15 protein-coding genes and 2 pseudogenes are annotated in these 25535 nt (G+C 71.5%); 12 read left to right on the top strand and 5 right to left on the bottom strand.

Translation table 11 applies throughout. The annotated features are described in order from the left end of the window. The first annotated feature begins 23 nt into the window (after positions 1-23). From WME75_RS13165 to WME75_RS13150, 4 genes and pseudogenes are all read left to right on the top strand, one after another. Entirely contained in the window at positions 24-2369 is a 2346-nt protein-coding gene (locus WME75_RS13165; protein WP_437490198.1) for a DUF2169 domain-containing protein, read from the top strand. A 191-nt stretch (positions 2370-2560) separates the two neighbouring features. After that, on the top strand, positions 2561-4567 hold the full coding sequence (locus WME75_RS13160) for a type VI secretion system Vgr family protein (RefSeq protein WP_437490197.1): 2007 nt from the start codon (positions 2561-2563) through the stop codon (positions 4565-4567). Between the two features lie 162 nt (positions 4568-4729). Then, positions 4730-4987 (top strand): annotated as a pseudogene (locus tag WME75_RS13155) (PAAR domain-containing protein); the annotation flags it as partial. 80 nt (positions 4988-5067) lie between these two features. Continuing rightward, on the top strand, positions 5068-5931 hold the full coding sequence (locus WME75_RS13150; protein WP_437490195.1) for a DUF4123 domain-containing protein: 864 nt from the start codon (positions 5068-5070) through the stop codon (positions 5929-5931). A gap of 27 nt (positions 5932-5958) precedes the next feature. Here the strand turns inward: WME75_RS13150 and WME75_RS13145 are convergent, their stop codons facing one another. From WME75_RS13145 to WME75_RS13135, 3 genes and pseudogenes are all read right to left on the bottom strand, one after another. After that, positions 5959-7233 (bottom strand): peptidoglycan-binding protein, encoded by a 1275-nt coding sequence (locus WME75_RS13145; RefSeq protein WP_437490193.1) that lies wholly within the window; start codon positions 7231-7233, stop codon positions 5959-5961. 45 nt (positions 7234-7278) lie between these two features. Continuing rightward, on the bottom strand, positions 7279-11082 hold the full coding sequence (locus tag WME75_RS13140; RefSeq protein WP_437490191.1) for a hypothetical protein: 3804 nt from the start codon (positions 11080-11082) through the stop codon (positions 7279-7281). Between the two features lie 349 nt (positions 11083-11431). After that, positions 11432-11572 (bottom strand): annotated as a pseudogene (locus WME75_RS13135) (IS110 family transposase); the annotation flags it as partial. 366 nt (positions 11573-11938) lie between these two features. On the opposite strand from WME75_RS13135, the gene WME75_RS13130 reads away from it, so the two are divergent. From WME75_RS13130 to WME75_RS13120, 3 genes are all read left to right on the top strand, one after another. Continuing rightward, entirely contained in the window at positions 11939-13573 is a 1635-nt protein-coding gene (locus WME75_RS13130; protein WP_437490189.1) for an FAD-dependent oxidoreductase, read from the top strand. Beyond that, positions 13570-13905, top strand: coding sequence for a 4Fe-4S binding protein (locus WME75_RS13125; protein WP_437490188.1), 336 nt, complete (start codon positions 13570-13572; stop codon positions 13903-13905). The genes WME75_RS13130 and WME75_RS13125 overlap by 4 nt, the downstream gene beginning before the upstream one ends. A gap of 112 nt (positions 13906-14017) precedes the next feature. Continuing rightward, positions 14018-15973, top strand: a complete 1956-nt coding sequence (locus WME75_RS13120) for an ABC transporter ATP-binding protein (RefSeq protein WP_437490186.1) — start codon at positions 14018-14020, stop codon at positions 15971-15973. A gap of 108 nt (positions 15974-16081) precedes the next feature. On the opposite strand, the gene WME75_RS13115 is transcribed toward WME75_RS13120, so the two are convergent. Next, the gene (locus tag WME75_RS13115; protein WP_437490184.1) at positions 16082-17107 is read right to left on the bottom strand and encodes a phosphatase PAP2 family protein; all 1026 of its coding nucleotides are present in this window, start codon (positions 17105-17107) and stop codon (positions 16082-16084) included. A gap of 436 nt (positions 17108-17543) precedes the next feature. Here WME75_RS13115 and WME75_RS13110 point away from each other — a divergent pair, with 436 nt between their 5' ends. Next, complete coding sequence (locus WME75_RS13110; protein ID WP_437490182.1) at positions 17544-17798, top strand: hypothetical protein; 255 nt, start codon at positions 17544-17546, stop codon at positions 17796-17798. 612 nt (positions 17799-18410) lie between these two features. Next, positions 18411-18788 carry a KGG domain-containing protein gene (locus tag WME75_RS13105; protein WP_437490180.1) on the top strand — a complete coding sequence of 126 codons (378 nt, stop codon included), beginning with the start codon at positions 18411-18413 and terminating at the stop codon, positions 18786-18788. Between the two features lie 130 nt (positions 18789-18918). Here WME75_RS13105 and WME75_RS13100 read toward each other — a convergent pair whose 3' ends face one another. Next, entirely contained in the window at positions 18919-20775 is a 1857-nt protein-coding gene (locus WME75_RS13100) for a PE-PGRS family protein (protein ID WP_437490178.1), read from the bottom strand. 455 nt (positions 20776-21230) lie between these two features. On the opposite strand from WME75_RS13100, the gene WME75_RS13095 reads away from it, so the two are divergent. The 3 genes from WME75_RS13095 (at position 21231) to WME75_RS13085 (ending at position 25532) form a co-directional block, all read left to right on the top strand. Next, complete coding sequence (locus WME75_RS13095; RefSeq protein WP_437490177.1) at positions 21231-22514, top strand: endonuclease/exonuclease/phosphatase family protein; 1284 nt, start codon at positions 21231-21233, stop codon at positions 22512-22514. Between the two features lie 148 nt (positions 22515-22662). Then, positions 22663-24315: an FAD-dependent oxidoreductase gene (locus tag WME75_RS13090; protein WP_437490175.1), complete on the top strand. Its 1653-nt coding sequence runs from the start codon at positions 22663-22665 to the stop codon at positions 24313-24315. Between the two features lie 176 nt (positions 24316-24491). Next, complete coding sequence (locus WME75_RS13085) at positions 24492-25532, top strand: hypothetical protein (protein ID WP_437490173.1); 1041 nt, start codon at positions 24492-24494, stop codon at positions 25530-25532. The last annotated feature ends 3 nt before the right edge of the window (positions 25533-25535 follow it).

Raw genomic sequence — 25535 nt, 5'->3', positions numbered from 1 at the left:
GTGGTGATACGGTAGGTCCCCTTATGGATGTCGTCTCCGCCGGGTCGCTCCCCGTCGCCTCGCTCCTCTGGCAGGCGCGCGCCTCGACCTGGGTGCTCACCGTCGTCTGCAAGGCGACCTTCACGCTCGCGCCGACCGAGTCGCCGCTCGCGCCCGCGCAGGAGCCGATCCGCTCGCGCGACGCGCACCGGGACGACGACCCCGCGCGGAGCCTGATCGAGGCGAGCGATCTCGCGCCGTTGAAGCAGGGTGCCGACGTCGTCCTCATCGGCCACGCCCACGCGCCCGGCGGCAGGCCCGCGCGGTCGCTGGTCGCGCGGATGGTCGTGGGCGAGATCGATAAAGCCATTCAGGTGTTCTGTGATCGCCTGTTCACCCAGGAGGGCGAGCTCCAGGAGGGCGCGCGCTTCACCAAGATGCCGCTCGCCTACGAGCGCGCCGCGGGCGGGCCCGACACGGAGAACCCTGCGGGCCTCCATCGCGAAGCGCGCGACGACCGCGGCAGGGCCACCGTCCCCAACCTCCTTCCCGTGGATCAGGTCGTGGCCAGCCCGGACGACTCCATCGCGGAGGTGGGCTTCGGGCCCATCGCCCCCACCTGGCCATTGCGGCACCGCAGGCTCGGCAATCACGCGGTGGCCTGGTCGTCGGGCGCGCTCCTCTCGAACCTGCTGCCCGAGGATTTCGATCGCTCCTTCTTCAACGTGGCTCCGCTCGATCAACGCCTGCAGGAGCTCTGCGACGACGAGCGCATCGTGCTCGAGAACCTCCATCCCAGCCACCCGCGCCTCGTCACCAGCCTGCCCGGCGTCCGCCCGCGGGCGACCGTCACCGGCCGCGCCGGCGGGCCGCGCGATCTCGTCATGCGCGGCGACACGCTCGTGATCGACACCGATCGCCTCCTTTGCACGGTGACCTGGCGCGGCCAGCTCCCGCTCACGAGCCCCAAGGAGGCCGGGCAGGTGCGCGTCGAGCTGGAGCGGCCCGCAAAGCAGGCCCCGGCCGAGGCAGCCACCCCCTCTGCGCCGGGGCTCCAGGCGCCGCCGCGGGTGGCGCCGGCCGCTCCCAGGGTGAAGCCTCCCTCCCTCGGCGCATCGACGCTGACCATCGACGCCTCGGCGCCATCACCCGACGCCCCGCAGGCGCCGGTCATGCCCTTCCGCGCGGGACCGCCCACGCCGCCGCCCCCTCCCGCGCCGCCCGCTTCGCTGCCGTCCGAGCCGCCCGCGTTCCGGCCGAAGCCAAGCTCGATCGGGAAGGCGACGCGTGAGCTCACCGAGACCGTGTCGAAGGTGCCTCTCCCCTTCGTCGCCTCGCCTTCGGCGCCGCCCCCCTCCGCCCCATCGGACACCGCTCCTCCGAACACCGCTCCTCCGATGTCTGCCCCGCCGATCGCGAAGGTCTCGCCCGGCGAGCCGGTGAGCCCCTGGGCGGCCGCCGCTCCGCAGCCCGGATCCAGCACCGCGGGCATGATCCCGCACGCGCCGGCGGCGCCGCGGACCATCGGCGCGTTGCTCGCGGGCGCGGGCGCGGCAGCGGACGCGAGCGCCGCGATCGCGCCGGCGGCGACGCAGCGGGATGCGCTGGCGCTCGTCTGGTTCGACCGGAAGAGCGTGCCGCGCATCGTCCGCAAGCCGGCCTGGCAGCGCCTGCTCGACGCGATGGAGGCCGAGCCCCTCGACCCGGAGGCCGACGATCCGGCCCTCTCCGACGAGCCCGCCGAGATCGAGGATCGAGCGCAGATCTTCGAGATCCTCGATCGCGGCGCGGCCATCAACGTCGAGGGCGTGCACGCGGCGTTCGCCCGCGCCGGCGGCAAGCGCGGCACGCCGGTGCCGCCGCTCGAGCTGGTCGAGGGCGAGCTCTCGTTGTCCTTCGACGAGGTCGAGGCGCTGAAGGCGCTGATCTCCACCGCGACGCCGCTCGCGGCCGGCGACGAGGCGCTCGCGACCGCGCTCGGGGTCGCCGAGAAGTTCCTCGGCACGCCGGGCGTCTCGAGCGCGCCCGCCGTCGCCGAGGCGCTGTGCGGGAGGATCCGCGAGGCGCTCGCCCACGGAAAGAAGGGCCGGGCGGAGCTCGCGAACGAGCAGGTGGAGCGCGCGCTCCTGGAGCAGCGCCATTACCAGAAGCGCAGGGTGCTCGGCGGACCGCACCTGCGCGCCCTCCTGCACGTGACGGGAGAGAAGCAGCCGCTCGTGATCTACCTGCCGGCCTCGATCGCCGAGGATCTGCCGCTCGCAGCGCGCTTCCGGGCGCGGGTCATCGCGGCGGTGCACCCGGCGATCGACGAGCGGGAGGCCGAGCCGGCGGCGCTCCAGGCGGCGGCGCTGGGGCGGGTGGTGCAGGTCAGGCAGCGGCGCGCCTCCTGAGGGTTCGACAGCGGGAGACGCGCGCGCGGCGGGCGGCCGAAGAGGAGCGCGAGCAGCGCGGCCACCGCGCGCACATCGGAGCGGCGAGCGCGGACCGCGCCGCCAAAGTCGACAACGCGCGCGCTCGCTGGGCTACCATTCGCGCCCCCGCCCGGCCCTGCGCCCTGCGGCTCCACCGAGGAGCGTCCAGCATGCCGACCTTCGATCTCGCGTTCGAGTCCGGCGAGACCTCGCTCTCCGTCCGGCGGTTCGCCGTGCAGGAGGCCGTCTCCGAGCTGTTCACCGTCGCCGTGCTCGCGATGTCGAAGCGGCCGGACCTGGACATGGATTCCTTCATCGGCCAGACGGCGTCGCTGCGCATCGAGACGGGGATCCTGCACGCGACGCTCGACAAGCGGCTCTGGGAAGGCGTGTGCAGCCAGGTGGAGCAGGTGCAGCCCGAGCCGACCGGGCTCTCGACGTACTCGCTGACCATCGTGCCGAAGCTGTGGCTGCTCACGCAGCGACGCGGGCAGCGGATCTACCAGCACCTGTCGATCCCGGAGATCGTGGACAGGCTCCTCGCCGAGTGGGCGATCGTCCCCGTGTGGAAGGTGGATCGCGCCGCGTGCCCGAGGCTCGAGATCCGGATGCAGCACGGCGAGAGCGACTACGCGTTCCTCTCGCGGCTGCTCGAGGAGGCGGGGATCGCGTTCACGCTGCCCGACGACGGCGGGACGAACACGACGCTCACCTTCAGCGACAAGCTCCACGTCGAGCCGCCGCAGCGGGCGCTGCCGTTCGTCGACAACCCCAACGAGACCTCCGGGAAGGAATTCGTGACGAAGGTCCGGCTCACCCACGAGGTGCGGCCCGGCCAGGTCACGATGCGCGACCACGAGTTCCGAAAGCCGAGGCTCGAGCTCTCGGCCAGCGCGCCGCTCGCGCCGCCGGTCGGACCGGAGGCGAAGCTCGAGCAGTTCCGCTTCGAGCCCGGGTCGTTCCTGGCGCTCGGCGCGGGAGGCGGGACGCCGCTCGCCGACGACAAGGGCCCTTACCGGCACGAGGAGCGGCACGGGAAGGACCTGTCGGCGCGCGTGCTCGCCGCGATGCGATGCGACAGGCGCGTCGTGAGCTTCGAGACCAACGTCGTCGATCTCGCGCCGGGCCGCGTCTTCACGATCGAGCCCCACCCGCACACCGAGATCGACGCGGGCCGGCTGCTGGTGACGGCGCTCGCGATCACCGGCTCGCCGGACGAGGAGTGGACCGTCCAGGGACGCGCGGTCTTCGCCGACGTGAAGGTGCCCTACCGCCCGCCGCGCAAGACGCCGAAGCCGCAGGCGCTCGGGCTCCAGAGCGCTGTCGTCGTGGGCCCGCCGGGCGCCGAGATCCACACCGACGAGCACGGGCGCGTGCGCGTGCAGTTCGCGTGGGACCGAGAGGGCCGCTTCGACGACAACAGCTCCTGCTGGATGCGCGTGAGCCAGGGGTGGGCGGGCGCAGGATACGGGATGTTCCTCCTGCCGCGCGTGGGGCAGGAGGTGCTGGTGGCGTGCCTCGACGGCGATCCGGATCAGCCCATCGTCGCGGGGCGGGCCCACAACGGCCAGCAGGTCCCGCCGTACAAGCTGCCGGACCGCAAGACCGTGAGCACCTGGAAGAGCAGCTCGTCCCCGCACACCGGCGGATACAACGAGATCAAGTTCGAGGACCAGGCCGGAATGGAGCTTGTCTACACGCAGGCTCAGCGCGACAAGCACGAGCTGGTCAAGCGCGACCAGGTGGAGCGCACGGGTCGCAACAAGCTCTCGACGGTGGTGGGCGACGAGGACCTGGTGGTGAAGGGCACGCGCAAGCGCCTCGTGATGGGCGGCGAGCACGTCCACGTCATGATGAACCGGAGCGAGCAGGTGAGCGGCAGCGCGTCGCTCACCGTGATGGTCAATCAGCACGAGCGCGTGGGGCAGAGCCACGCGCTCGACGCCGGCGCGGCGATCCACCTCAAGGCGGGCGCGACGATGGTGCTGGAGGCCGGGCTGCGCCTCACGATCAAGGGCCCGGGCGGCTTCATCGACATCCACCCCGGCGGCATCGACATCGTCGGGACCCTCGTGAACATCAACAGCGGCGGCGAGGCGGGCTCGGGCCCCGGCGCGAGCCCCTCCCCGCCCCAGAAGGCCGACGAGGCGCACCCCGGGGACACGCCGGTGCCGTGACGGGAGGAGGCCGCTCGAGATGCGCAAGCTCGCCGAGATCCTCGCGGCGGGCGCCACGCCCGTGGCCACGTACGAAGGACAGGCCGTATTCTCATGGGACCGTGGCCGCCACCGCGCCATTCCGCCGAGCCCGACGAGACGAGACGAGACGAGAGGAGACCGATGCCGCCCGCCGCCCGCCTGACCGATCTGCACGCGTGCGTGGCTGTCCAGGCCCCGTCGCCCATCACCTCGGCCGCGACGACCGTGAACATCGGCTTCTTGCCCGCCGCGAGGGAGGGCGACGCCACGGCGTGCGGGGGCGCGATCGACGACGGATCGAGCAACGTCTTCATCGAGGACGAGCCGGCCGCGCGGCTCGGCGACAGCACCGCTCCGAAAGGGGTGATCGTGACCGGGTGCCCCACGGTCTTCATCGGCTCGACGCCGGAGATCGACGCGCTCGTCGCCGCGGCGAAGACGGGGATCCCGTTCCTCGAGTGCAAGAGCTGCCAGCGCGCGTGGGCGGCGTCGCAGGCGGGCTCGGGGCGATGAAGGCGCTCTTGCACGTCGCGTCGGGGTCGCTCGCGGGGCGGCGCGTGCGCCTCCGGGAAGGGCAGGAGCTCCGCGTGGGGCGCACCGGGCGCGCGGACCTCGTCTTCTCGCAGGACGCGCAGATGGCGCCTGTGCACTTCGAGCTCGTGTGGGACGGGCAGGCGTGCCGCCTCCGCGACGTGAGCCGCCGCGGGACGACGGTCGACGGCGAGCCTGTGGGCGAGGCCGTGCTGCGCGACGGCGCCATGCTCGTCGCGGGCGAGATGCGCTTCCTCCTCCGGATCCAGCCCGACGACGTGCGCGCAAGGCTCCCGCCGGTGCTGCCGGGCCGCCCGCCGCCGGCGGCCCTCCTCGCGGCGCGCGCGTCGGCGCTCGAGGCGCTCCGCGCCGAGGCCGAGCCGCTGTTCGCGATCCTGGACGCCGCGCGCGATCGGCGCATCTACCCGTTGCTCCTCGCGTGCGAGGACGAGCACCGCTCGCTGTTCGAGGGCGCGCAGGGCGAGGCGATGGCGCGCGCCGCGCCGCACCTCGTCCACCTCGACCGGGGATCGGAGCTGTTGCCGGTGCTCGTGAACGAGGGCTGGGGCGAGAGCTGGGGCGTGTTCCTGACGAGCGCGCGGCCGCTGCGCGAGGTGCGGCAGCGGCTGCGGCGATCGCTCGTCGTCACGGCGCAGGAGACGGGGCAGGCGCTGTATTTCCGGTTCTACGATCCGCGCGTCCTGCGGCCGTTCTTGCCTACATGCTCGGCGCGGCAGCGGAGCGAGATCGGGGGGACGGAGATCCAAGGCTTCCTGTTCGAGGGCGAGGCGGGCGAGGTGCTGCGGGGCTGAGGGCCCGTCAACGCGCGGCTCCGGCCCTCAGGACAGGTGGCGCGAAAGGAGCTCCGCCTGCGTCGCGGCGTCGATCTCGCCGGTGCTCTCCAGGCCCCGCGCGCGCTGGAAGCGCTTCAACGCCGCCCGCGTCAGGCCGCCGAGCGCGCCGTCCTCCTCGCCGCAGTGGTAACCGAGGTTGTTGAGCCGGGCCTGGGCGCCGCGGACGGTGTCCGCAGAGTCGATGCACCCGAGCCGGAGCTCGTGCTCCTCCTGGTCCTCGCCGGCGCCGAGCAGGATCCGCCCCGTGGCCGCGTCCGGCGGGATGCTCTCTATCAGGAAGCCGTCGCCGTCGGTCTGGCCAGCTCGATCTTCGATCGTCTTTCCGCCGGCCGCCGTCAAGCTGAGCACGTAAGGCTCGCCTTGCCTGGGCTCGTCGCCGAAGGTCAGAAAGCGGATGCGCAGGATCTCGGGCCAGCCCTTGCGTCGCAGCCAGTGGCGCCATCCCGCGCGCGCCGGCTCCGCCCTGCGCCTGCGCGCCGGGATGATCACGCGATCGCCCGGATTCAGGACGTTCTTCGATCGGCGGAGGCGCCGCAGGAGCGCGTTCTCCGGGATGCTCCAGAGCGTCTCGGGGAAGAAGCCGTGGCGATCCGCGATGCTCGAGATGCAGTCTCCCTCCACGACGACATGGCAGCTCGGCGCACCGCCCTGCGCCCAGGCGCTCCTCCAGCTCGCCTGGCCCCGGCTCTCCGGATCCGGCAGGGTGGCTTGCCGGATGCGCACCCAGGCGTCCTCGTCCAGCTCGTGGAGGCAGATCGTGAGAGGCTCGTCCTCCAGCCCTTCGAAGCGCACCTGGCCGTCGCGGCCGGTCCTCTCGTAGAGCACCTGGCCCTTGCCGTTGCGAAGCTCCACGGACGCGCCCGACAGCGGCTGATCGCGCTCGTCCAGCACCACGACCTCGAGCGAAAGCTTCTCCCGCGGAGGGCTACGAGTGCCTTTCTCCGGCGCGCCGGCGGTCGTCGCGCTCGGGGCAGGCGCCGGCGTCGGGGGCACCTCGGCGCGGGCCTGCGGCGCGTCCGCGGCCGGGTAGACGGGGAGATCGAGCGCGGGCCGGAGGCGCGCCTGGAGCTCCTGCCGGGCCGCGAGCCGCGCGGCGCGCGTGAGCCTCCCCGGGCGCGGGCACCCGAGGACAAGCTCGCCGGCGGGCGGCGCCGGCGTGTCTCCGGAAGTCCCGGGATCGTCTCCGCCGGTCCGCTCGTCCTGCTGCCGTCGTCGCGCCTTGGCGAGCGCGGCCAGTTGATCTTTCCGAAGGTGGAGCATGGCGGTCTTTCGCGACGTGCCTCGCCTGGGCGGCGAGGCGGCTGTTTACTGGCTGAGCAGCATGCCCTCCGATTCTTCATCGTCATCGCCCGGCGGCTCGTCGTCCTCTTCGCCGTCCTGCACGTAGAAGGGAAACCGCTCGGGCTCCACGACGACAAGGCCCACCTTTGTCCGGAGATCGCTGAGGAACCCGTTCAGTATCTCGAAGACCTCGTCGGGGTCCGGCGGAGGCGCCTCCAGGAGATCCAGGAGAGGCTGCTCCAGGACGCTGGCCCCATCTTCGTCCATTCCGAGCACCTCCGCCGCACGCACGGCGAAATCGCTCGCGACGATCGTGTATCGTTCCTCGCTGTCCTTCTCGAGCCACCAGTCATCCGGGCCGCGGCCGCCGCCCAGCATCTGGCAGGCGTCGATCATGTGCCAGATGGCCATGGCCCAGCGCTTCTCCGCGTACAGGTCCTCGTCCAGGGCGTCCACGAAGACGTGCCTCACGGCGAGGTCGTGGGCTCGCGTCGAGAAACGGGCTCCGACAGGGAAATGATCGCTGATCGTGCGCCACGTCACCGTCGAGGGCAACGTGACGCCTCCTTCGGCGTCGTGCTTCTCGTCCTCGACGCGAAGCAGGCCCTTCTTCGCATGGTGGAACAGGCCCAGCTCGGCCGATCCCCAGCCCTTCGAGGCGACCACGAAGTCCGCGATGCGAAACGCTGTGTACTCGATGACCTTATTGTCCACCTTCGCGCTCGCGTGCACGTTGGTGGCCCAGAGGGTCTGGTAGATGTGGAAGTGCTCCTTGAGCTGGTCGGCGAACCTGAGCCCCATGCCTTTGCGCAGCCGCTGCTCGGGCCTGGCCGAGAGGAGGAGGTTTCTCGCGAAGTACGATTGTGTGCTCAGGTATTCGTCCCTCTCCTTGCCGGTCTTGCCGGTTCCTCCGGCCTCCTCGTCCTCCGCGACTCCCACGCTCTTCTTGACGTTGCGCTCGAAGTCGATGATCTGTCCCTTCAACTCGGCTACATCGACGGATCCCTTCTTGAGCGTGGCCGTCATGGCGCGTAAGAGGAGGTGGGTGTCGCATGGCTCCTCGTCCTTCAGGCGAAGCTTGCCTGCCTGGAGCGCCGCGAGCCGCTCGAGGAGGATGAGGCCGCTGCGGGCCTTCCCTACATCGGCCTCGATCTTCCAGATGCTCACGCTGCCTTTGTTTCCCTCCCACTTTTCCGTCGCTGCCGTCAGCACCTTGAGGAGCTCCTCGAGCTTGGCCCGCTGACCCTCCATGGCATCTTCGCAGAGCTTCACTCCTGTCGCCTTCAGGTTCGCCAGCTCGCTCGCGCCTCCGGCGCCGTCCGCCGGCGTGAGGCGGCTCGTCCGGGCCCTGCGCATCGGCTCGTCGATGGCGCCGAGCGCCCGCTTCAGGGCCTCGATCTTGCCGACGAGGATCGCGCGCCGGGCCTGGAACGCCTCGGCGATCACATCCGTGGCGATCGGGTCTTCCCGGTCCTTCCACGAGCGCACCTTGGCCATTTGGTACCCCTTCCCTGCCTCGCTGGTCACGACGGACTCGTCGAGCAGGTAGAAGTCCCCCGCGATCAGCCACAGGGCTTCGACCCCGTCCGGCTGCCATCCACTCGCCACCTTATCGAAGAATTTTTCGAGCTGGCTGTAGACCATCTTTCGCTCGAACTCCGTGCCGCCAGGCGTGGTGTGGACGATCCCCACGTTGACGGACTGTTTTCCCCCGACGAGCAGGTGGTGAATGACGACGGGGCGATAGAGGCGGAGTCTGACTTCCTCGATGATGGCGCTTCGCTGCTTCGAATTCAGCTTCCAATAGCTGGCGCGAACCACGTCTATTCTCTTTACGAGATCGCAGCGATAGACACCTTTCTTCATCGCTTCGAGGCACTCGCATATCGTCCGGGCCAGCGCGTCCCTCTCCCTCGTGCGGTCGGCCTTGCTCTCGGCCTCGCTCCTGCGCCCGGCGTTGCTCCTGGGCCCGGCGTTGCTCCTGGGCCCGGCGTTGCTCCTGGGCCCGGCGTTGCTCCTGGGCCCGGCGTTGCTCCTGGGCCCGGCGTTGCTCCTGGGCCCGGCGTTGCTCCTGGGCCCGGCGTTGCTCCTGGGCCCGGCGTTGCTCCTGCTCGGGGGCGGCGCATCCTTCGGGGTCGTCGCAGCGAGGAGCTTCCGCATGGCGACGACAGCTCCGCTCATGTTCTCGTCCTCGAGCTCGAGGTGCGCCAGGGCGCTCGCGGCGGCCTCACCGCGAGCTCCGATGGCCTGCTTCGCCTTTGCCGCCCGCTTTCCCTTCGAGCCCCCCTTGATCGTCTCGATCAGATAGATCAGCTTTTCGGCGGCTTTCACGACCGCCTCTCGATAGGCAGCGTCGCTCTCCGCTTTCTTGAGGTTCTCCTTCTTGATCCACTTGACCTCCTCTCCTTGCGCCACCTTCTTGTGGCTGGCGGCGCCGGTGGAGAAGAACACCGAGCAGCCCTGATGCTCGATCTTGAACCTCCCCGGCCGATCGACGATCAGCAGCGGATAGTACTCGTGTTGCCCGGCGCCGAGCTGCTCGCCGACCGAGATCAGGTGAGGTCCATCGTACAGCGTGCACTTGGGGCTCGTCCACTGTGCGATCTCCTCCTTGAGGAAGCCTACGCCCTTGTTGACCTCGTTGAGGGCCACCACGTCGAGCCAGTCCGCGTTGCGCTCGATGAGCGCCCTCAGGGCGTCGACCTTGTTCTGCGCGCTGTTCGCCGTCTCGAGGTCTTCGGGAGCGCCGTCTCCGGCTGGCTCTGGCTGGTTCCTTCTCCGCTTCTTGGGCGCTGGCTCCGAAGAGGGTTGGCTGTCCCCCTCCTCCCCGAGCGTGGGCTCCAGAGACGGCTGCGGGCCGTCGTCCCTGGGGCGCTTTCTGCGCGGCGGCGCTGGCACGACGGCCAGCGGCGCCGGCTCGATCCGCCGCCTCTTTGTGGGCCTGCCCTCGGAGGGGTCGTCCGGGACGTCTTCATCCCTTGTTCGCTTCTGCCCCTTGGACTGCTCGCCGAGGTGGTTGAGGTTCCACACGCAGAGGCCCAGTCGGAGAGGCGCCACACGGGTGTTGGGCTCGTGGCGCGCGGCGGACGTCGCCGAGACCGTGTCGATCGGAGGCGCGCTGTGGAAGTGCATCGGAGCGGACCATTCCCACTCCCTGAGACTCGTCGTCGCGACGCGCACGTTGGAGCGCCAGAGATACGGCTGGTAGTGAAGATTCTCGCAGCAAAGGAGGAGGGTGTTCTCTCGCCGCTGATCGTTGTCCACAAGAGACCCCGCGACGGTCTCCACCTCCAGCTTCCACAGCTCCCGCAGGATCCTCTCGTAAAATCCGCTCTCGCCTTCGAGCACGATCACCCCCCAGACGAGACAGTTACGGAGCAGCGGCTCGCCCCCCTTTTCATTCACCAGCCACGTGTTGATGGCGTCCACGGTGGCCGAGCGGTCGCTGGTCAGCTCGTCCATGAGGCCCCACCGGAGGAAGAGCGCCACGAGCAAGGGGCGGCTCGCCGGGTCTCGCCACTGTCCCTCCCACGCCTCGTAGACGGCGCTGCTGATCCCGTCGAACGCGAACTCCAGGGGCTCCAGGAGCTCGCTCTCCTGGCGCAATGGAAGCTGCGATATCGCCTCCAGGTCCCATTCCCAGCCGCCTTGGACCTCGTCGAGCCCGAAGATCTCCTTCGCGGCGTGCTGCATCATCGCCGCCCTCACGCTCCCGGCGTCCCACTCGCCATCGGGTGACTCGCCTATCTCTTCGTGGTTCAAATGCCTGGCCACGGAGTCGAAGAAGCAGTCTCCGCCATTGGCGACTTTTTCCAGGCGATAGGGCATGGGTCTTCGTCCCGAGGATACCCGCAGGCGCCCCGCAGGGCGAACCTTCCATCCGGGGCGCCGCCGAGCCGCTCGCTGCACGGCCCGCGGGCGGCGAGGCGCGCGCTCTGGTCCGCCGCCGGTCCCCGTGACGGCAGGTCCGCCGCCGGTCCCCGTGACGGCAGGTCCGCCGCCGGTCCCCGTGACGGCAGGTCCGCCGCCGGTCTCGCCCGAGGTGCCGTGCGGGGCGATCTCGACGAAGCCGCAGGCGGCGAGGGCGGAGGAGGGGAGATGGAAAAAGAAAATGATTCGAAGAGGTCAAGATCGAAGCGCCGCTCGTCTCCGCTGACAGAAGCAGGTGTTTCTCTCGTCAAGACGTTTCTGCCGGCCGAGCGAGGGGCGGCGGGCCCCAGGGGCGCTGATCGCGCAGCATCGCGTCGAGCATGGTCAGGAGCTTGTGCATGCAAGTCACCAGGGCGACCTTCGGCTCCTTGCCCCGCGCAGCGAGCCGCCCCTTCCCATCTCCCCGGCCACGTTGCCGCTCCGTGTCCCGCCTCCGCCCCCCAGGGCGACCCACCGCCCGTGTCGAGGCCTCCTTGCCACGACCGCCGGCGCCCTTCCCCAAGACGCCGGCGCAACCGTCCAGAGCGCGTTCCGTCGCGAAGGGACGCGTCGAGCGGCACCCCACCTCGCGAGCTGTCGCACGGACGGCCCGGCCACGCCGCCGAGCCGCTGGCGACAGCGATCCTGCGCTTGCCGCAGCAGCCGATCACCACCGGCTGCTGCCGCGGCAGCAGCGGAGCACCACCCACCGCTCCGCCACGCCGGCGACCGCACTGGCCCGATTGGTGCTTGGGCCCGCCGCTGCGGATCCCCGATGAGCACCCCTGCAGCGCTGTCCCCTCCCCTCGCCTCCGAGACCGACGACCTCGCCGACGTGCTGGTGATCGGCGGCGGCCCCGCCGGCGCGTGGGCCGCGCTCGCGGCCATCGCGAGCGGCGCGCGCAGCGTGGTGCTTGTCGACAAGGGGTACTGCGGCACCTCGGGCGCCACGGCCCCCGCGAACACAGGCGCCTGGTACGTGACGCCCGAGGGCGCCGCGCGCGAGCGCGCGATCGAGGCGAGGTTCGCGCGGAGCGGCGGGCTCGCCCACCGCGAGTGGATGGCGCGCGTCCTCGACGCGACCTGGGAGCAGATCAACCTGCTCGCCGCGTGGGGCTATCCCTTCCCGCTGGACGACAGCGGCCTTCAATACCGCGCCAACCTGCGCGGCCCCGATTACATGTACTTCCTGCGCCGCCAGCTCCGGCGCGCGGGCGTTCGCATCCTCGACCACTCCCCCGCCCTCGAGCTGCTCGTCAGCGACGGCGTGGTCGCCGGCGCGCGCGGCCACGCCCGCCAGCAGGACGCCGCCTGGAGCCTCCGCGCCGGAGCCGTGGTGCTGGCCAGCGGCGGCTGCGCGTTCCTGAGCAAGGCGCTCGGCTGCGACGTCAACACGGGAGACGGCTACCTGATGGCCACCGAGGTGGGCGCCGAGCTCTCCGGGATGGAGTTCTCCGCGCAATACGGGATCAGCCCGGCCTACGCCACGGTCACCAAGGGACTCCCCTACTTCTGGGCGACCTTCACCACCGAGTCGGGCGAGGAGATCGACAGCCGGGGCAATCGCATGCTCGCGGTGGCCAGGGCGCTGCGCAACGGGCCTGTGTACGCGGTGCTCGACCGCGCCGGCCCCGAGATCCAGCGCTGGCTGCGCGACGGACAGCCGAACTGCTTCTTGCCCCACGACCGGCTCGGGATCAACCCGTTCAAGCAGCGGTTCCCCGTCACCCTTCGCTCGGAAGGCACCGTGCGCGGCAGCGGCGGGATCCGCATCGTCGACGACGCGTGCGCCACCAGCGTCCCGGGGCTCTACGCCGCGGGCGACGCGGCCTCGCGCGAGCTCATCGTCGGGGCGTCCAGCGGAGGCGGCAGCCCCAACGCGGCCTGGGCGATCTCGAGCGGCACCTGGGCGGGCCGCGCCGCCGCGCGCTTCGCGGAGCGCCTCGGCGACCGGGCGGCGTCGAGGGCCGTGCGCGCCGCCGGGACCGTCGGCCTCCGGCCCGGCGGGACAGCGGGCGGGCTCGGCACCAGGGAGATCATCGACCTCGTCCAGAAGGAGGTGCTGCCGCTCGACAAGAACCTCTTCCGCCGGGGCGATCGGCTGGCGGCCTCGGTCGAGCGGCTCGATGGCGCGTGGCGCGACGCCGAGGCACACCTGCACGCCGCCGGCGCCGCCCAGATCCGGGCTCGCGAGGCGGCCGCGCTGCTGGCCACCGCGCGGTTCTGCTACCGGAGCGCCCTCGCGCGCGCCGAGTCCCGGGGCCTGCACCAGCGCACCGACGTGCCGCACACCGATCCCGACCAGGCCCATTGCCTCACCACCGGCGGACTCTCGTCCATCTGGGTCGCGCCTCACCGGCCTCCGCACCGACCCTCCCCATCGGCCCCCCACCAAGGAGACCTCGCGTGATCGAGCTCTTGAGCGACGCCCGCTGCATCGACTGCAACCTCTGCGTCAAGGTCTGCCCCACCAACGTCTTCGAGGCGAGGCCCGGCGCGGCGCCTATCATCGCGCGCCAGGAAGACTGCCAGACCTGCTTCATGTGCGAGCTCTACTGCCCGACCGACGCCCTCTACGTGAGCCCGCTCGCCGAGCTTCGCGATCCCGTCGCCGAGGAGCGGCTCGAGCGGGACGGCCGCCTGGGGAGCTACGCGCTCCACCTCGGGTGGCACGCCGCGAGGCCGGGCGGCACGGACCGCGACCCCACGTTCCGGTTTCGCGCCGTGACGGCCGGGCCATGAGGGCCGCGTGACGCTCCCCGCGCCGGCGCTCTCCCCCGCGCGGGGCGAGCTCCGCCAGGAGAGCCAACGACCGTCGGCTCATGAGGGCGCGCTGGGCGCCCAGGACAACTCGGTGGAATCCAAGACCTCTCTGCAGCGCGCCCCCGGCGCTCCGGCGCTCCCGGACACGCCCTTCCGGTTCATCGTTCACTTCGTCGGTCGTTACCGCGCCTGGTATCTGGCGATGTTCGTGTTCGAGTCGGCCCACGCCTCGTTCGGGATCATGATCCCCTACGCCATCGGGCAGGTCATCCAGGGGGTGACCGAGGCGCCGGACGCCGGCCGGGCCGCGCTGAGCGGCCGGCTGCGCGACGCGCTGATGCTGTTCGTCGCGCTCATCGCGGGCGAGTTCCTCTTCAGCCGCGCCGCGGGGCTCTGCCAGATCCTCGTCGGGCCGTGGCAGCGCCAGAACGTGACCCGCAACCTCTACGCCTACCTCCAGCACCACTCCCATCGATATTTCAGCGACAACTTCGCCGGGGCGCTCGCCCACCGCATCAGCGAGACGTCGATGGGGGTCTCGCAGACGCTGTGGGCCATCCTGTTCGACTTCTGGCCCATCGCCATCGTGTTCTCCGTCTCGATCGGCCTGCTCTACCGCGCTCACCCGGAGCTCGCGGCGCTCGTCTCGGTCTGGGCGGTGCTGTTCGTCGGCATCTCCTACTGGCTCGCGACCCGCTGCCAGCCGCACGCGGTGCGCGCCGCGGGCGCGCGGAGCGAGACGACGGGCAAGCTCGTCGACTCGGTCGCGAACCTCACGAGCGCGCGGCTCTTCGCCCGGTTCGGCTTCGAGCGCGAGTACCTGGACGAGCAGCTCGCCAGGGAGCTCCGGGCGGTGCGCAGGTCGAACTGGTACTCCGAGCGCGTGCGCTGGTTCCAGTTCGCGTCGGCCGCGCTGCTCAAGGTGGGGACGCTCTACTACGCGCTCAGGCTCTGGCAGCGCGGCGCCATCGGCGTCGCCGAGTTCGTCATGGCGACCAGCCTGTCGCTCCTCATCATCAACGAGGCGCGCAACCTCAGCCGCCGCTTCCTCGAGTTCTTCGAGTTCGTCGGCAACGTCGCGAACGGGGTGAACACCATCGTCCGCTCCCACGAGCTCGTCGACCGCCCCGAGGCCGTCGCGCCGAGCCTCGATCGCGGCCGGATCGAGCTCCGGAACGTGACCTTCGGCTACACGCCCGATCGCCCGATCTTCGAGGGCCTCGACGTGACGATCCCGCGCGGCCAGCGCGTCGGGCTCGTCGGCTTCTCCGGCTCCGGCAAATCCACCTTCGTCAACATCCTCCTGCGCCTCTACGATATCAACTCCGGTCAGATCCTGATCGACGGCGTGGACCTCCGCGACATGACGCAGGACGCGCTGCACGCGCAGCTCAGCCTGATCCCGCAGGACCCGAGCCTCTTCCACCGGACGCTCCTCGACAACATCCGCTACGGGCGCCTGGACGCGACCGACGAGGAGGTCGTCGAGGCCGCGCGCAAGGCGCGCGCGCACGATTTCATCCTGCAGATGAAGGAGCACTATCGGTCGATGGTCGGCGAGCGCGGCGTCAAGCTCTCGGGCGGCCAGCGCCAGCGCATCGCCATCGCGCGCGTCATCCTGAAGGACGCGCCGATCCTCCTCCTCGACGAGGCGACGTCGAGCCTCGACTCGATCACCGAGAAGGCCATCCAGGACACGCTGGACGGGGTCATGAAGGGCAAGACGGTGCTCGTCGTGGCCCACCGCCTCTCGACGATCGTCCACCTCGACCGCATCCTTGTGTTCGAGGACGGCCGGATCATCGAGGACGGCACCCACGCCGAGCTGCTCGCGCGGAACGGGGCCTACCAGCGGCTCTGGAGCAAGCAGTCGGACGGCTTTCTGGTGGAGAGCCCCACCGGGGAGCCGGTGCCGAGCGACGCGCCGCCGAGCGAGGCGCCGTCTGTCCGCTTCCACGAGGCGCCGCGCCCGCAGCCGGCGGCCGGGAGCGCCGACGGGCTACCGCTGTCCTCGCCCCTGAAGGCCTGGGAGGCTCCGCTCGCCTGAGCGGCGTCGGCCCGAGCAGGCCGGGAGCCGCGGGCGCCTCGGGCGGGGCCGCGCCCCGGCGGTCGGCCTATCGTCTCCGCGTCCGCGTGCCGGTGGGATGGGCCGAGCTCACCTGAAGCTCCACGGCTGCGGCTGGTCCATCCGGGCCCGGAAGCCCTCTTCCCAGCGGACGAGCCGAGGCGTGAGCCACGCCACGCCGACGGCCAGAGCGACGCCGGCCACCACGTCGACCGCGTAGTGCCAGCGGAGGAGCATGGTGGAGATGATGATGTTCAGGGAGAAGAACGCGGCCACCACGGCCGGCCAGAAGAGGCGCCTGTCCGTGCGGGCGCGGTGGAACGTGTACAGGGCGAACCAGAGCGGCGCGGCCGTGTGCAGGGAGGGAAAGACGTCCTTCATCGCGCCGCCGGCCTGCACGACGCTGCTCACACAGCCCCAGAAGAAGCCGCCGTCGAGCGGCCCCTGATAGAGGTGGCTCAGCGCCTGGATGGGACCGTAGGCGGGGACCGCCATGTAGCCGAGCTGGCCAATGCAGTAGACGAGCGAGGTGCCGACCGCGTACTCGGTCGTGCCGCGGCCGAGGCGGGCGACCCAGACCGCCAGCGCCATCGAGAGAAAGCAGATGAAGAAGTAGCTGAAGTAGAAGAAGGAGAACCACTCCACGACCGGACGCGTGTTGAAGCGCTCCATCCAGAGCGCCGGCTCGACCTGGAAGAGGAGGAGGTCGAGGTGGAGGAGCTCCGCGTCGAGGCTGTCGCTCCGGACCGTCGGCAGGATGGTCCGGAGCGAGAGGTAGTTGAGGAGGAAGGCGCCGACGAGCGAGAGGCGGTAAACCACGCTCCGCAGCAGGCGAGGGACGAACGTCGCGCGGCGCACGAACACGCAGAGGGACACGAGCGCGGCGATGCCGGCCAGATTGCGGAGCACGCACTCCGCTCGCACCGCGCTCGGCGGCGCGCCGAGCAAGCAGACCGTCGTCACGACGAGATAACCGATGAGGATCGCGTCCTGGAGGGTGAACATGGCGACCAGGCCGCGCAGCGCGTCCCTGAGGAGCGCCCCGGCGCGCTCGACGTCGACCACGCCGCGGGAGCCGGCGTCCTTATCACAGTCCGTTGTAAGCCTCTCTTGCATACGGGAAGGTTCCAGGGATGGCGTGGTGCGCGCGCGGGTCGCTTACGTCAGTTGGCGCCAGTTGGCGTCAGGTGCGTCAGGTGGCTCTGTATCACGTGTGGCGTCGCCGTGACATCCGCGACGCGCCAGCAACTCGGGGAGCAACCCGGAGGCCACCCGGTCGTCGAGTTTTTGACGGGCTGCTTCGCGCTGCGTGACAGCCGCAAGGCGCCGCCGCGCTCCGGAGCGTCGCCCCCGGCGCAGCCTACCGCCGCGGCGGCAGGCCGCGTGCGCGTTCGCACGCGCACGACCCCGCTTCGCGCGCGTGCGAACGCGGCGACGCAGCGGAGCCGCTGCTACGCGTGTCACCCCTTGCTCTCTCGCTTCCGGCACCGCGCTGCCGAGCGCCAGAGCGCGCAGAATCTGCGCGACGGCGCGCTCCGCAGGATCTGCGCGCATGCTGCACCCACCGCGCCAGTCGGAGGCCGGTGATGGAGAACGCGAACAGCTCAGTGACGTCTGGATCACCCCGTTCGCGGCGACGCCGGCCTCCTCCCATCGGCCGACCGGCGCGCGCATCGAGGTGGACGGCGAGCCCCTGCCCCACGAGATCGTCAACGGCTCCTGGGCGATCCCGGTGACGGCGGCGCTGTGCAACGTCCATTGTTTTGAACAGGGCAGGAGGGTCCGGATGCGGGTGAGACTCCGATGATTTCATCTCTTACCGCCTTCTCGCCTTCATGTGAGATCTCTCCGGGCGAACGACCGAGCGCCGCGACTGCGCGGCGCCGATGCGAGCGGATGGCCGGGCTCGTCTGCCCCTGAAGAGCGCTGAAGGCCAAACGACATGCGCTGAGCTCGCGAGCTCGGGTGCATCCGCTCGCCGCGGATCTCGCGGCCGAGCGCGCTGCGGAACGAGGCGCGATGGCCCGCGCGCCCAGGGCCGGTGAGGCAGTCTGCCGCGCGGCGGATCCTTGGCTGGAAACCGGGATCAGCCAGGCTGAGCAGCGCATGGTGCAAGCTGAGCAGCGCAGGCCGGCGGCGGGATCGCGATCTGGGCCGCGACGCGCTTGCGCCCGCACGCAATCTTGTCGTTCGAGGCGGGCGGGACGCATCCTGGACGCTCGCGAGCTCGCACGGAAATCCGGGGCGCCTCGCAGGATCTGCGCCGGAGAAGCCCAGTAACCCTGGGGTCTTCTCCATGGCATCCACGTTGCAGTCACCCCTCCCGCCGACATCGTTCAGCGGAGATCCGACGAGGCACGCCACCTGGGTTGCCCCGTGACGGTGCTGAGCGATACGCCAGACACCAAGGAGACATCTCATGGCACAGCAACAAGGGCAGAGCAGCAGTCGTGGGTTCGCGGCGATGGATGAGAAGCAGCAACGCTCGATCGCGAGCATGGGCGGCAAGGCCGCGCACGAGAAGGGCACGGCCCACGAGTTCAGCTCCGAGGAGGCGCGCGCGGCCGGCCGCAAGGGCGGCGCGGCCGTGAGCCGCAACCGCGAGCACATGGCCGCGATCGGCCGCAAGGGCGGCGCGGCCGTGAGCCAGAACCGCGGGCACATGGCCCAGATCGGCCGCAAGGGCGGCGAGGCGCGGGGCGACGGCGCGAGCGCCGCGCAGGGCGAGGACGAGCGCGAGCAGGGCGACAGCGACGAGCAACACGTCGAGGCCGGCCCGCAGAGCCGCGCCCACTGATCCGCGCGGCCGCCCGGCGGACGCCGGCGCTCGGGTGCGCGCGGCAGCTGGATTCACCAGCGGCTCGCGCGCACCGCCGCGAAGCGGCGCGCGGGGCGCGCGGCAGCGCCGCGCCCTCGATCGGGATGCGTCAGGGCGAGAGGGTGACGAGGAAGACGTCGCCGTTGCCGCGATCGCGCGCAGGCGCGCTGTGATCGAGGGCGGGGAGGCCTTCGCCGAGCTCGAGCCGCTCGCCGAAGAAGAGGCCCGCCACGACCGTGTTCCCGCTGCCGGTGATCGCCTGAGCGGTGGTGTACGAGAAGAACTGATCCCGGTAAACATCGGACCAGAGCTCCTCGGAGAAGTCCGGGCTGAGCTTCGCGACGAACGCGTCGCTCGTGGCGGGCGCCCCGATCGAGACGGGCGCTCCGCCGAGCGCCAGCGACCTGGTGAAGTAGCCGCTCAGCACGTGGTTGCCCCAGGGATCCTGCGAGAAGCCCCAGACGAACTCGTCGCCGTCGGACAGGAACGCGCGCGCGGCGAGCGGCTCGCCCGCCGCGGCGTCGAGCCGGGCGACGTAGAGGTCGTATCCCGCCGCCTCGGTGTGCTCGACGTCGGTCGAGCCGACCCGGAACGCCGCCCCGTGGTTGCCAAGGACGACGGGATGGCCGTCGAGGCCCACGCTGACGAACTTCGCGTACTGCTCGCCGGCGGCGCCCAGCGGGCGCGCCCAGACCAGGCTGCCCGACGCCAGATCGAACCGGACGACGAGCCCGTCGATGCCGTAGATCGGCTCGACGCCGCCGCCCCCGCCGCCTCCGGCGCCGGAGGTCTCGCCGTCGACGGCGCTCTCCACGATCTGGCCGTCGATCTCGAGGATGCCGCCGAACGCGCCGGTCGCGTAAAGGGCCGAGTCGCTGACCGCGATGCTGCGGAAGCGCTGCCAGCTGTTCGCAGACCCGAATCGCTTGCTCCAGAGGTGGCCGCCGGCGGCGTCGAGCTTCGCGACGACGACGTTGGCGCTGCCGGTGCCCGTGAGCGCGGCCCCGGGATCCTCGCTGAAGTTGATGGCGCCGTCGACGATGCCGAGGACCACGATCTCGTCCTCCGCGGTGACGGCCACGGCCGTGGCGGACTGGCCGAGCGCGTCGCCGAAGCGCTTGCTGAAGAGGTGGTTGCCGTCGGGGTCGAGCTTGGCGACGAAGAGGTCCCGCCCGCCGGCGCTCACGAGCGCCGTGCTCGGGTCCGCGCCGAAGTTGAGGGTCCCCTCGAACTCGCCGGCGACGACGACGTTGCCGCTCGAGTCCGTGGCCACCGCGAGCGCGTACTGTTCGGACCCGTCGCCGAAGCGCTTGCTCCAGACGTGGCCGCCCGCCGCATCGAGCTTCACCACGAAGATGTCGTGTCGGCCCTCGCTCGCGAGGCGGTCGCCGTCGCCGCCGAAGTGGATCGCCGACTCGAAGCCGCCGACCAGGACGACGTTCTCGTCCTGATCCGCCGCGATCGCCTCGATGCTCTCTTTCTTCTCCTCGCCGGCGCCGAACCCCCAGAGGGCCTCTCCGAGGAACGCGGGAGGCTCGCCGCCGCCGCTGCCGCCCGCGCCCCCTGCGCCGCCGCTGCCGCCCGCGCCGCCGACGCCGCTCGGCCCGCCGGCGCCGCCCTCACCTGCGCCGCCGCTCCCGCCTTGCCCGCCGGCGCCCCCTACGCCGCTCGGCCCACCGGCGCCGCCCTCGCCGCCTTGCCCCCCGGCGCCGCCGCTCCCGCCTTGCCCCCCGGCGCCGCCTTGCCCCCCGGCGCCGCCGCTCCCGCCTTGCCCGCCCTCCCCGCCGGCGCCGCTGCCGCCCGCGCCCCCTTCGCCGCCGACGCCACCTTCACCGCCCTCCCCGCCGGCGCCCCCGGCGCTGCTCGACGACGCGGTGGTTCCGCCGCCAGGCTCCGAGTCGCAGCCCTCGCAGCCCAGCGGGAACCCCATGCTCGTCAGAAGAGCAATCTGGGCCACTCTCGTCACGATGTGCTCTCTCATCATTCCTCCATGTCTCGACGAAGAACCCGCGCCGCGGGGTGTTCGGTGGAGCCGAGGATGGTCCGGTACCCATCGCTGTGGGGTGTCGAACGTCCTATCCGCTGTGTCGTGGAGCTGGAGTACGCGTGCCCGCCGATCGAATCAACAGCTGTCTCGGCGAAATCCGGGGCGACAACCTGCTACCTCCCGGTTCCGCCTCCACAGCACGTCCCGTCTCCACAGCGCGCCCCGTCTCCACAGCGCGCCCGCGCGTTGCTCCCCACACAGGCGATGCGCTCCGGCGCGCGACAGGCACGTGCGTCCCCGCCCGGTACAGGTTTGTCTCATCGTGGCGGAATGCCTCACCACGGGCGCGCGACGAGCGCGGCGACTTCGGCCGAGCGCACCGTGCTGGAGCAGCGGGCGGTCTCGGTATGCGATCTGCATCGTCCAGCAGCCTGATGCAGACGGCTTGGCTTCAGCGCGCGACGATCCTCTGTGCGCTCGCGCTCTCGGCGTGCAGCGGCGACAAGAGCCGCGCCCGCGAGAGCGTCGGCGCCCCCGAGGGCGGCGTCGCGCCGCAGGCCGGAGCTCCGGAGGACGCGGCGCGAGAGAGCGCCGGGCCAACGCGGGCGTCGCCGTTTCGCGTGGCCACCTACAACGGCGGGCTCGCGATGGGTGTGCTGAAATATGTCGACGAGCGGGCGGAGCCGCTCATCCGCGCGCTTGCCGAGCAGCCCGTGGACCTGCTCTGCGTGCAGGAGTTCTGGCTCGAGGAGCACTGGCAGCAGCTCGCCTCCGCCACGTCCAGCACGTTGCCGAGCACGTTCAGGCTGCCCCCTGGCCACGAGGACGGCGGCTGCACGCCGCAGGAGACCGATCCGCTCGTCGCGTGCGCCGCGAAGAGCTGCGCCGGCTTGACCCAGCACGCCTTGCTACCATGCCTTCTCCAGCGCTGCGCGGCGGGGCTCACCAGCCTGTCGCCCGGTTGCTTCAACTGCCTCTCTGCGAACCCGCGGCAGGGGCCTGACGAGCTTGCTCGAGCGTGCCTTCGCGCGCGAACGAACAGCAGCGCCGCCGGCGCGCGTCCCCCCGCGCGCGCCGGCGGCGCGGCGGCCGTGGAGGCCTACTCCGGGGCCTCCGGCACCGCCGTCCTGACGAGCGCCGAGATCCTCGAGCGGGACGCGCTGGTGCTCCCGTCCGCGATCGATCGCCGCGCCGTGCTCTATACCCGGCTCTCGCCCCCTTCCGTCGGCGAGCTCCACGTCTTTTGCACCCACCTCACGGCGAGCCTGGAGGGCGTCCCGCACCCCCGCAACGCGTCGTGGCAGAAGGACCAGTCCGCGCAGATCGACGCGCTCCTCGACTACGTGGACCGCAAGACGGGCGGCCGCGGCGCGACCCTGCTCCTCGGCGATCTCAACACCGGCCCCGCCATCGCGCCCTCGATCTCGGCGCGCCTGCCCGCCCATTACAACCGGCTGCTCGCGCGCGGCTTCGCGAACCCCTACGCGTCCCAGGGGGACGCGCAATGCACGTATTGCTTCGACAACCCCCTCGACGGGGGGAAGGGCACCCGCGGGCTGCTCATCGACCACGTGCTGCTGCGCGGCTTCGAGGGCGACGCGTACGGAGCCCAGATCATGCGGTCGAGCCTCACGATCGAGGCGGGCAAGAAGAAGGTGAAGAGCGGCTATTCCGACCATTACGGGCTGCTCGTCACCCTGTCGAGGCGCGACTCATGACGCGCCCGGCGCGCCGCCAGGGCATTCTGCTTCACCGCGCCTCCCCGGCGGCGACAGAGCACCACGCCTCGCGCGAGGCGGGCGAGACGACCGACCACCGAGACCGAGCGCCGGGATGCAGCCCTTGGCGTCCATACGCGGAGATTTTATGACGGATCGAGCCTGCGACAAGAACACCGCCTGGACCCACGCCGTTCTCCCTCCCATGGCCCCCCTCGCGACCGACCACACGGCGGACGTGTGCGTGGTGGGCGCCGGGATCGCCGGGCTGACGACGGCGTATCTCCTCGCGAAGGCCGGCAAGCGCGTCGTCGTCCTCGACAACGGCGCGGTCGGCGGGGGCGAGTCGGGCCTCACCACCGCGCACATCACCCACGCGCTCGACAGGCGCTGGGCCTCGCTCGCGAAGCTCCACGAGGTGAGCCGGCTGCGCCTGGCCGCGCGGAGCCACACGGCGGCCATCGACACCATCGAGCGCATCGTCAAGGAAGAGGAGATCGACTGCGACTTCCGGCGCGTCCACGGCTATCTCTTCGCGGCCCCGGGGTCGCCCTCGATGACGCTCCGCGACGAGATCGAGGCCGCGCACCGCGCCGGGCTCGGCTCGACCCATTACGTCGACCGGGCCCCGCTGCTCGATTTCGACACGGGCCCCGCGGTCTGTTTCCCCGATCAGGCACAGTTTCATATCCGCAGGTACCTCGCAGGGCTCTCGCGGGCGATCGAGCGCGACGGCGGCAAGCTCTACACGCTGGCGCACGTGGTCGACGTCGACGAGGACGCGGTGCCCCACAAGGTCGTCGTCAGGACGGCGCGGGGCCTCGAGGTGGTCGCGAGCCAGGCGGTGCTCGCCACGAATTCCCCCTTCATTCCGCGCATTCGCGTGCACATGAAGCAGGCGGGATACAGGACCTACGTCATCGGCCTGCGCATGCCCCGGGACGCCGTCCCGCCGGGCCTCTACTGGGACACGACCGAGCCGTTCCATTACGTCCGCCTGGCCAACGTCGACGGCGCCGACGGCCCGGACGAGGTGCTCATCGTGGGCGGAGAGGACCACAAGACCGGCCAGGCCAGCGACGCGGACCAGCGCTACGCGCGGCTCGAGGCGTGGGCGAGAGAGCGCTTCACGCAGGCCGGCGAGGTGCTGCACCGCTGGTCCGGCGAGGTGATGGAGACGGTCGACGGGCTCGCGTACATCGGCCGCGTCAAGAGGGACTCGAGGATCCTGATCTCCACGGGCGACTGCGGCAATGGCATGACGCACGGGACGATCGCCGGGCTCGTGATCTCGGATCTCGCGCAAGACCGGGAGAACCGGATGGCGTCGCTCTTCGATCCGTCGCGCGTCAACCTGAGCCTGGCCGCGGTCTCCGAGTTCGTGAAGGAGAATGCGAATGTCGCCTGCCAGTATGCCTCGTGGCTCGGCAAGGGCGATGTCGGCGACGTGGCGCAGATCGCGCCGGGCACCGGCGCCGTCGTGCGCAGGGGCCTGAAGAAGCTCGCCGTCTATCGCGATCCGCAGGGGCAGATCCACGAGAGGTCGGCCATGTGCTCCCACCTCGGCGGCATCGTGTCGTGGAACCCCGCGGAGCGCAGCTGGGACTGCCGCTGTCACGGCGCCCGGTTCGACGCCATGGGCCGCGTCCTCCGCGGGCCGGCGACGGCCGATCTGGCGCCCGTCGCGCCGGTCGAGGCGCCCGCCGGCGCCGGAGAGTCCGTGACGCCGCCGAGGGCGCCGGAGGTCGTCGCCGTCCCGGTGACGGCCGTGAGCCTGCCCCAGAGTCGCCCGGCCAGCTGATCGGCGAGCACGCGACACACGACATTGGATGAGCGCGCCACGAGCGCTTGAGCGCGGCATGAGCGTCATGAGAGATTGCGCGCGATGCGCGGGCGAGGGCGCAGTTGACCCCCGCGCGAGCCGCGTGCGATCATGACCAGGTGATCCGGGACGGTCCCCGGCAGCTTGGTGATGAGATGAAATTGCTGCGCCCTCGTGCCTCCCGCGCCGCAGGCATAGCCCTGGCTGTCCTCTCGGTCGCCGGGGCGCTTCCGGCGTGGGCCGAGCCCTCGGCGGCCGATCGACAGACAGCGCGGACGCTCCTCATCGAGGGGCGCAAGAAGCGCGACGCGGGGGACGTCACGGCCGCCCGCGCGGACTTCCAGGCCGCCCACGCGCTCGTGGGCGTCCCCACGACGGGGCTCGACCTGGCGCGCGCCGACGAGGCGCTGGGCCGCCTGCTCGAGGCCCGCGAAACGGCGTACGAGGTCGTCCACCTGCCCCTCGCGAAGGACGAGCCCCCGGCGTTCACGCAGGCGCGGGCGGCGGCCGCGGCCATGGTCGAGCAGCTCGACGCGCGCATTCCGTCGCTCGTGCTGCGCGTCGAGGGCGCGTCGCTGGACCAGCTCGATGCGCGGGTGGACGGCCAGCCGATCCCCCGCGCGGCGCTCCCCTACCCGCGCAAGCTCAACCCCGGTCGCCACGAGGTGGTGGTGGCGGCGCCCGGCTTCCAGACGGAGCGGCGCGAGGTCACGCTGAAGGAGGCGGAGCGCGCGCCGGTGGAGGTCCGCATCGCCCTCGTCCCGGGGCGCGGGGCCGAGCCGGAGGCCGGCGGGGGTGGCGGGCAGCCGCCGCCCGAAGGCGCGCCGCCGGAGCCCCGCGCGCCCGTGCCGATGTGGGTGTGGGCAGCGGGCGGCGTGGGCCTCGCGGCGCTCGCGGGGAGCGCGGCGTTCGCGATCGACCACGCGGCCGCGCGCGACAAGGTCGAGAACGACTGCCCCGGGGCCGTGTGCGATCGGCGCGCCCACGACCTCGAGAGCATGGAGGCGCTCCGGGGGCGATGGAACCGGAGCCTCGGGCTGTCGGTGACGCTCGGCGCGGTCGGCCTCGCCGGCGTCGGCGCGGCGCTCGGCGGCATCCTGCTGCGGCCCAGGACGGGAGACGAGCGCGCGGCGGCGTCGCTCGTGCCGCTCTTGACCCCCACGACGCAGGGCGTGGTGTGGCAGGGAGCGTTCTGATGT

Origin of the sequence: Sorangium sp. So ce1014 (genome assembly GCF_051521505.1) — a bacterium.
In the GTDB taxonomy this organism is placed as follows: domain Bacteria; phylum Myxococcota_A; class Polyangia; order Polyangiales; family Polyangiaceae; genus Sorangium.
Note: the sequence above shows the minus strand (reverse complement) of the source record. Positions and strands in the feature narration are given on the sequence as shown.

Coding starts and splice junctions, on each gene's coding strand:
- WME75_RS13165 (WP_437490198.1), top strand. CDS start 24: ATGGATGTCGTCTCCGCCGGGTCGCTCCCCGTCGCCTCGCTCCTCTGG.
- WME75_RS13160 (WP_437490197.1), top strand. CDS start 2,561: ATGCCGACCTTCGATCTCGCGTTCGAGTCCGGCGAGACCTCGCTCTCC.
- WME75_RS13145 (WP_437490193.1), bottom strand. CDS start 7,233: ATGCTCCACCTTCGGAAAGATCAACTGGCCGCGCTCGCCAAGGCGCGA.
- WME75_RS13140 (WP_437490191.1), bottom strand. CDS start 11,082: ATGCCCTATCGCCTGGAAAAAGTCGCCAATGGCGGAGACTGCTTCTTC.
- WME75_RS13130 (WP_437490189.1), top strand. CDS start 11,939: ATGAGCACCCCTGCAGCGCTGTCCCCTCCCCTCGCCTCCGAGACCGAC.
- WME75_RS13115 (WP_437490184.1), bottom strand. CDS start 17,107: ATGCAAGAGAGGCTTACAACGGACTGTGATAAGGACGCCGGCTCCCGC.
- WME75_RS13110 (WP_437490182.1), top strand. CDS start 17,544: ATGCTGCACCCACCGCGCCAGTCGGAGGCCGGTGATGGAGAACGCGAA.
- WME75_RS13105 (WP_437490180.1), top strand. CDS start 18,411: ATGGCACAGCAACAAGGGCAGAGCAGCAGTCGTGGGTTCGCGGCGATG.
- WME75_RS13095 (WP_437490177.1), top strand. CDS start 21,231: ATGCAGACGGCTTGGCTTCAGCGCGCGACGATCCTCTGTGCGCTCGCG.
- WME75_RS13090 (WP_437490175.1), top strand. CDS start 22,663: ATGACGGATCGAGCCTGCGACAAGAACACCGCCTGGACCCACGCCGTT.
- WME75_RS13085 (WP_437490173.1), top strand. CDS start 24,492: ATGAAATTGCTGCGCCCTCGTGCCTCCCGCGCCGCAGGCATAGCCCTG.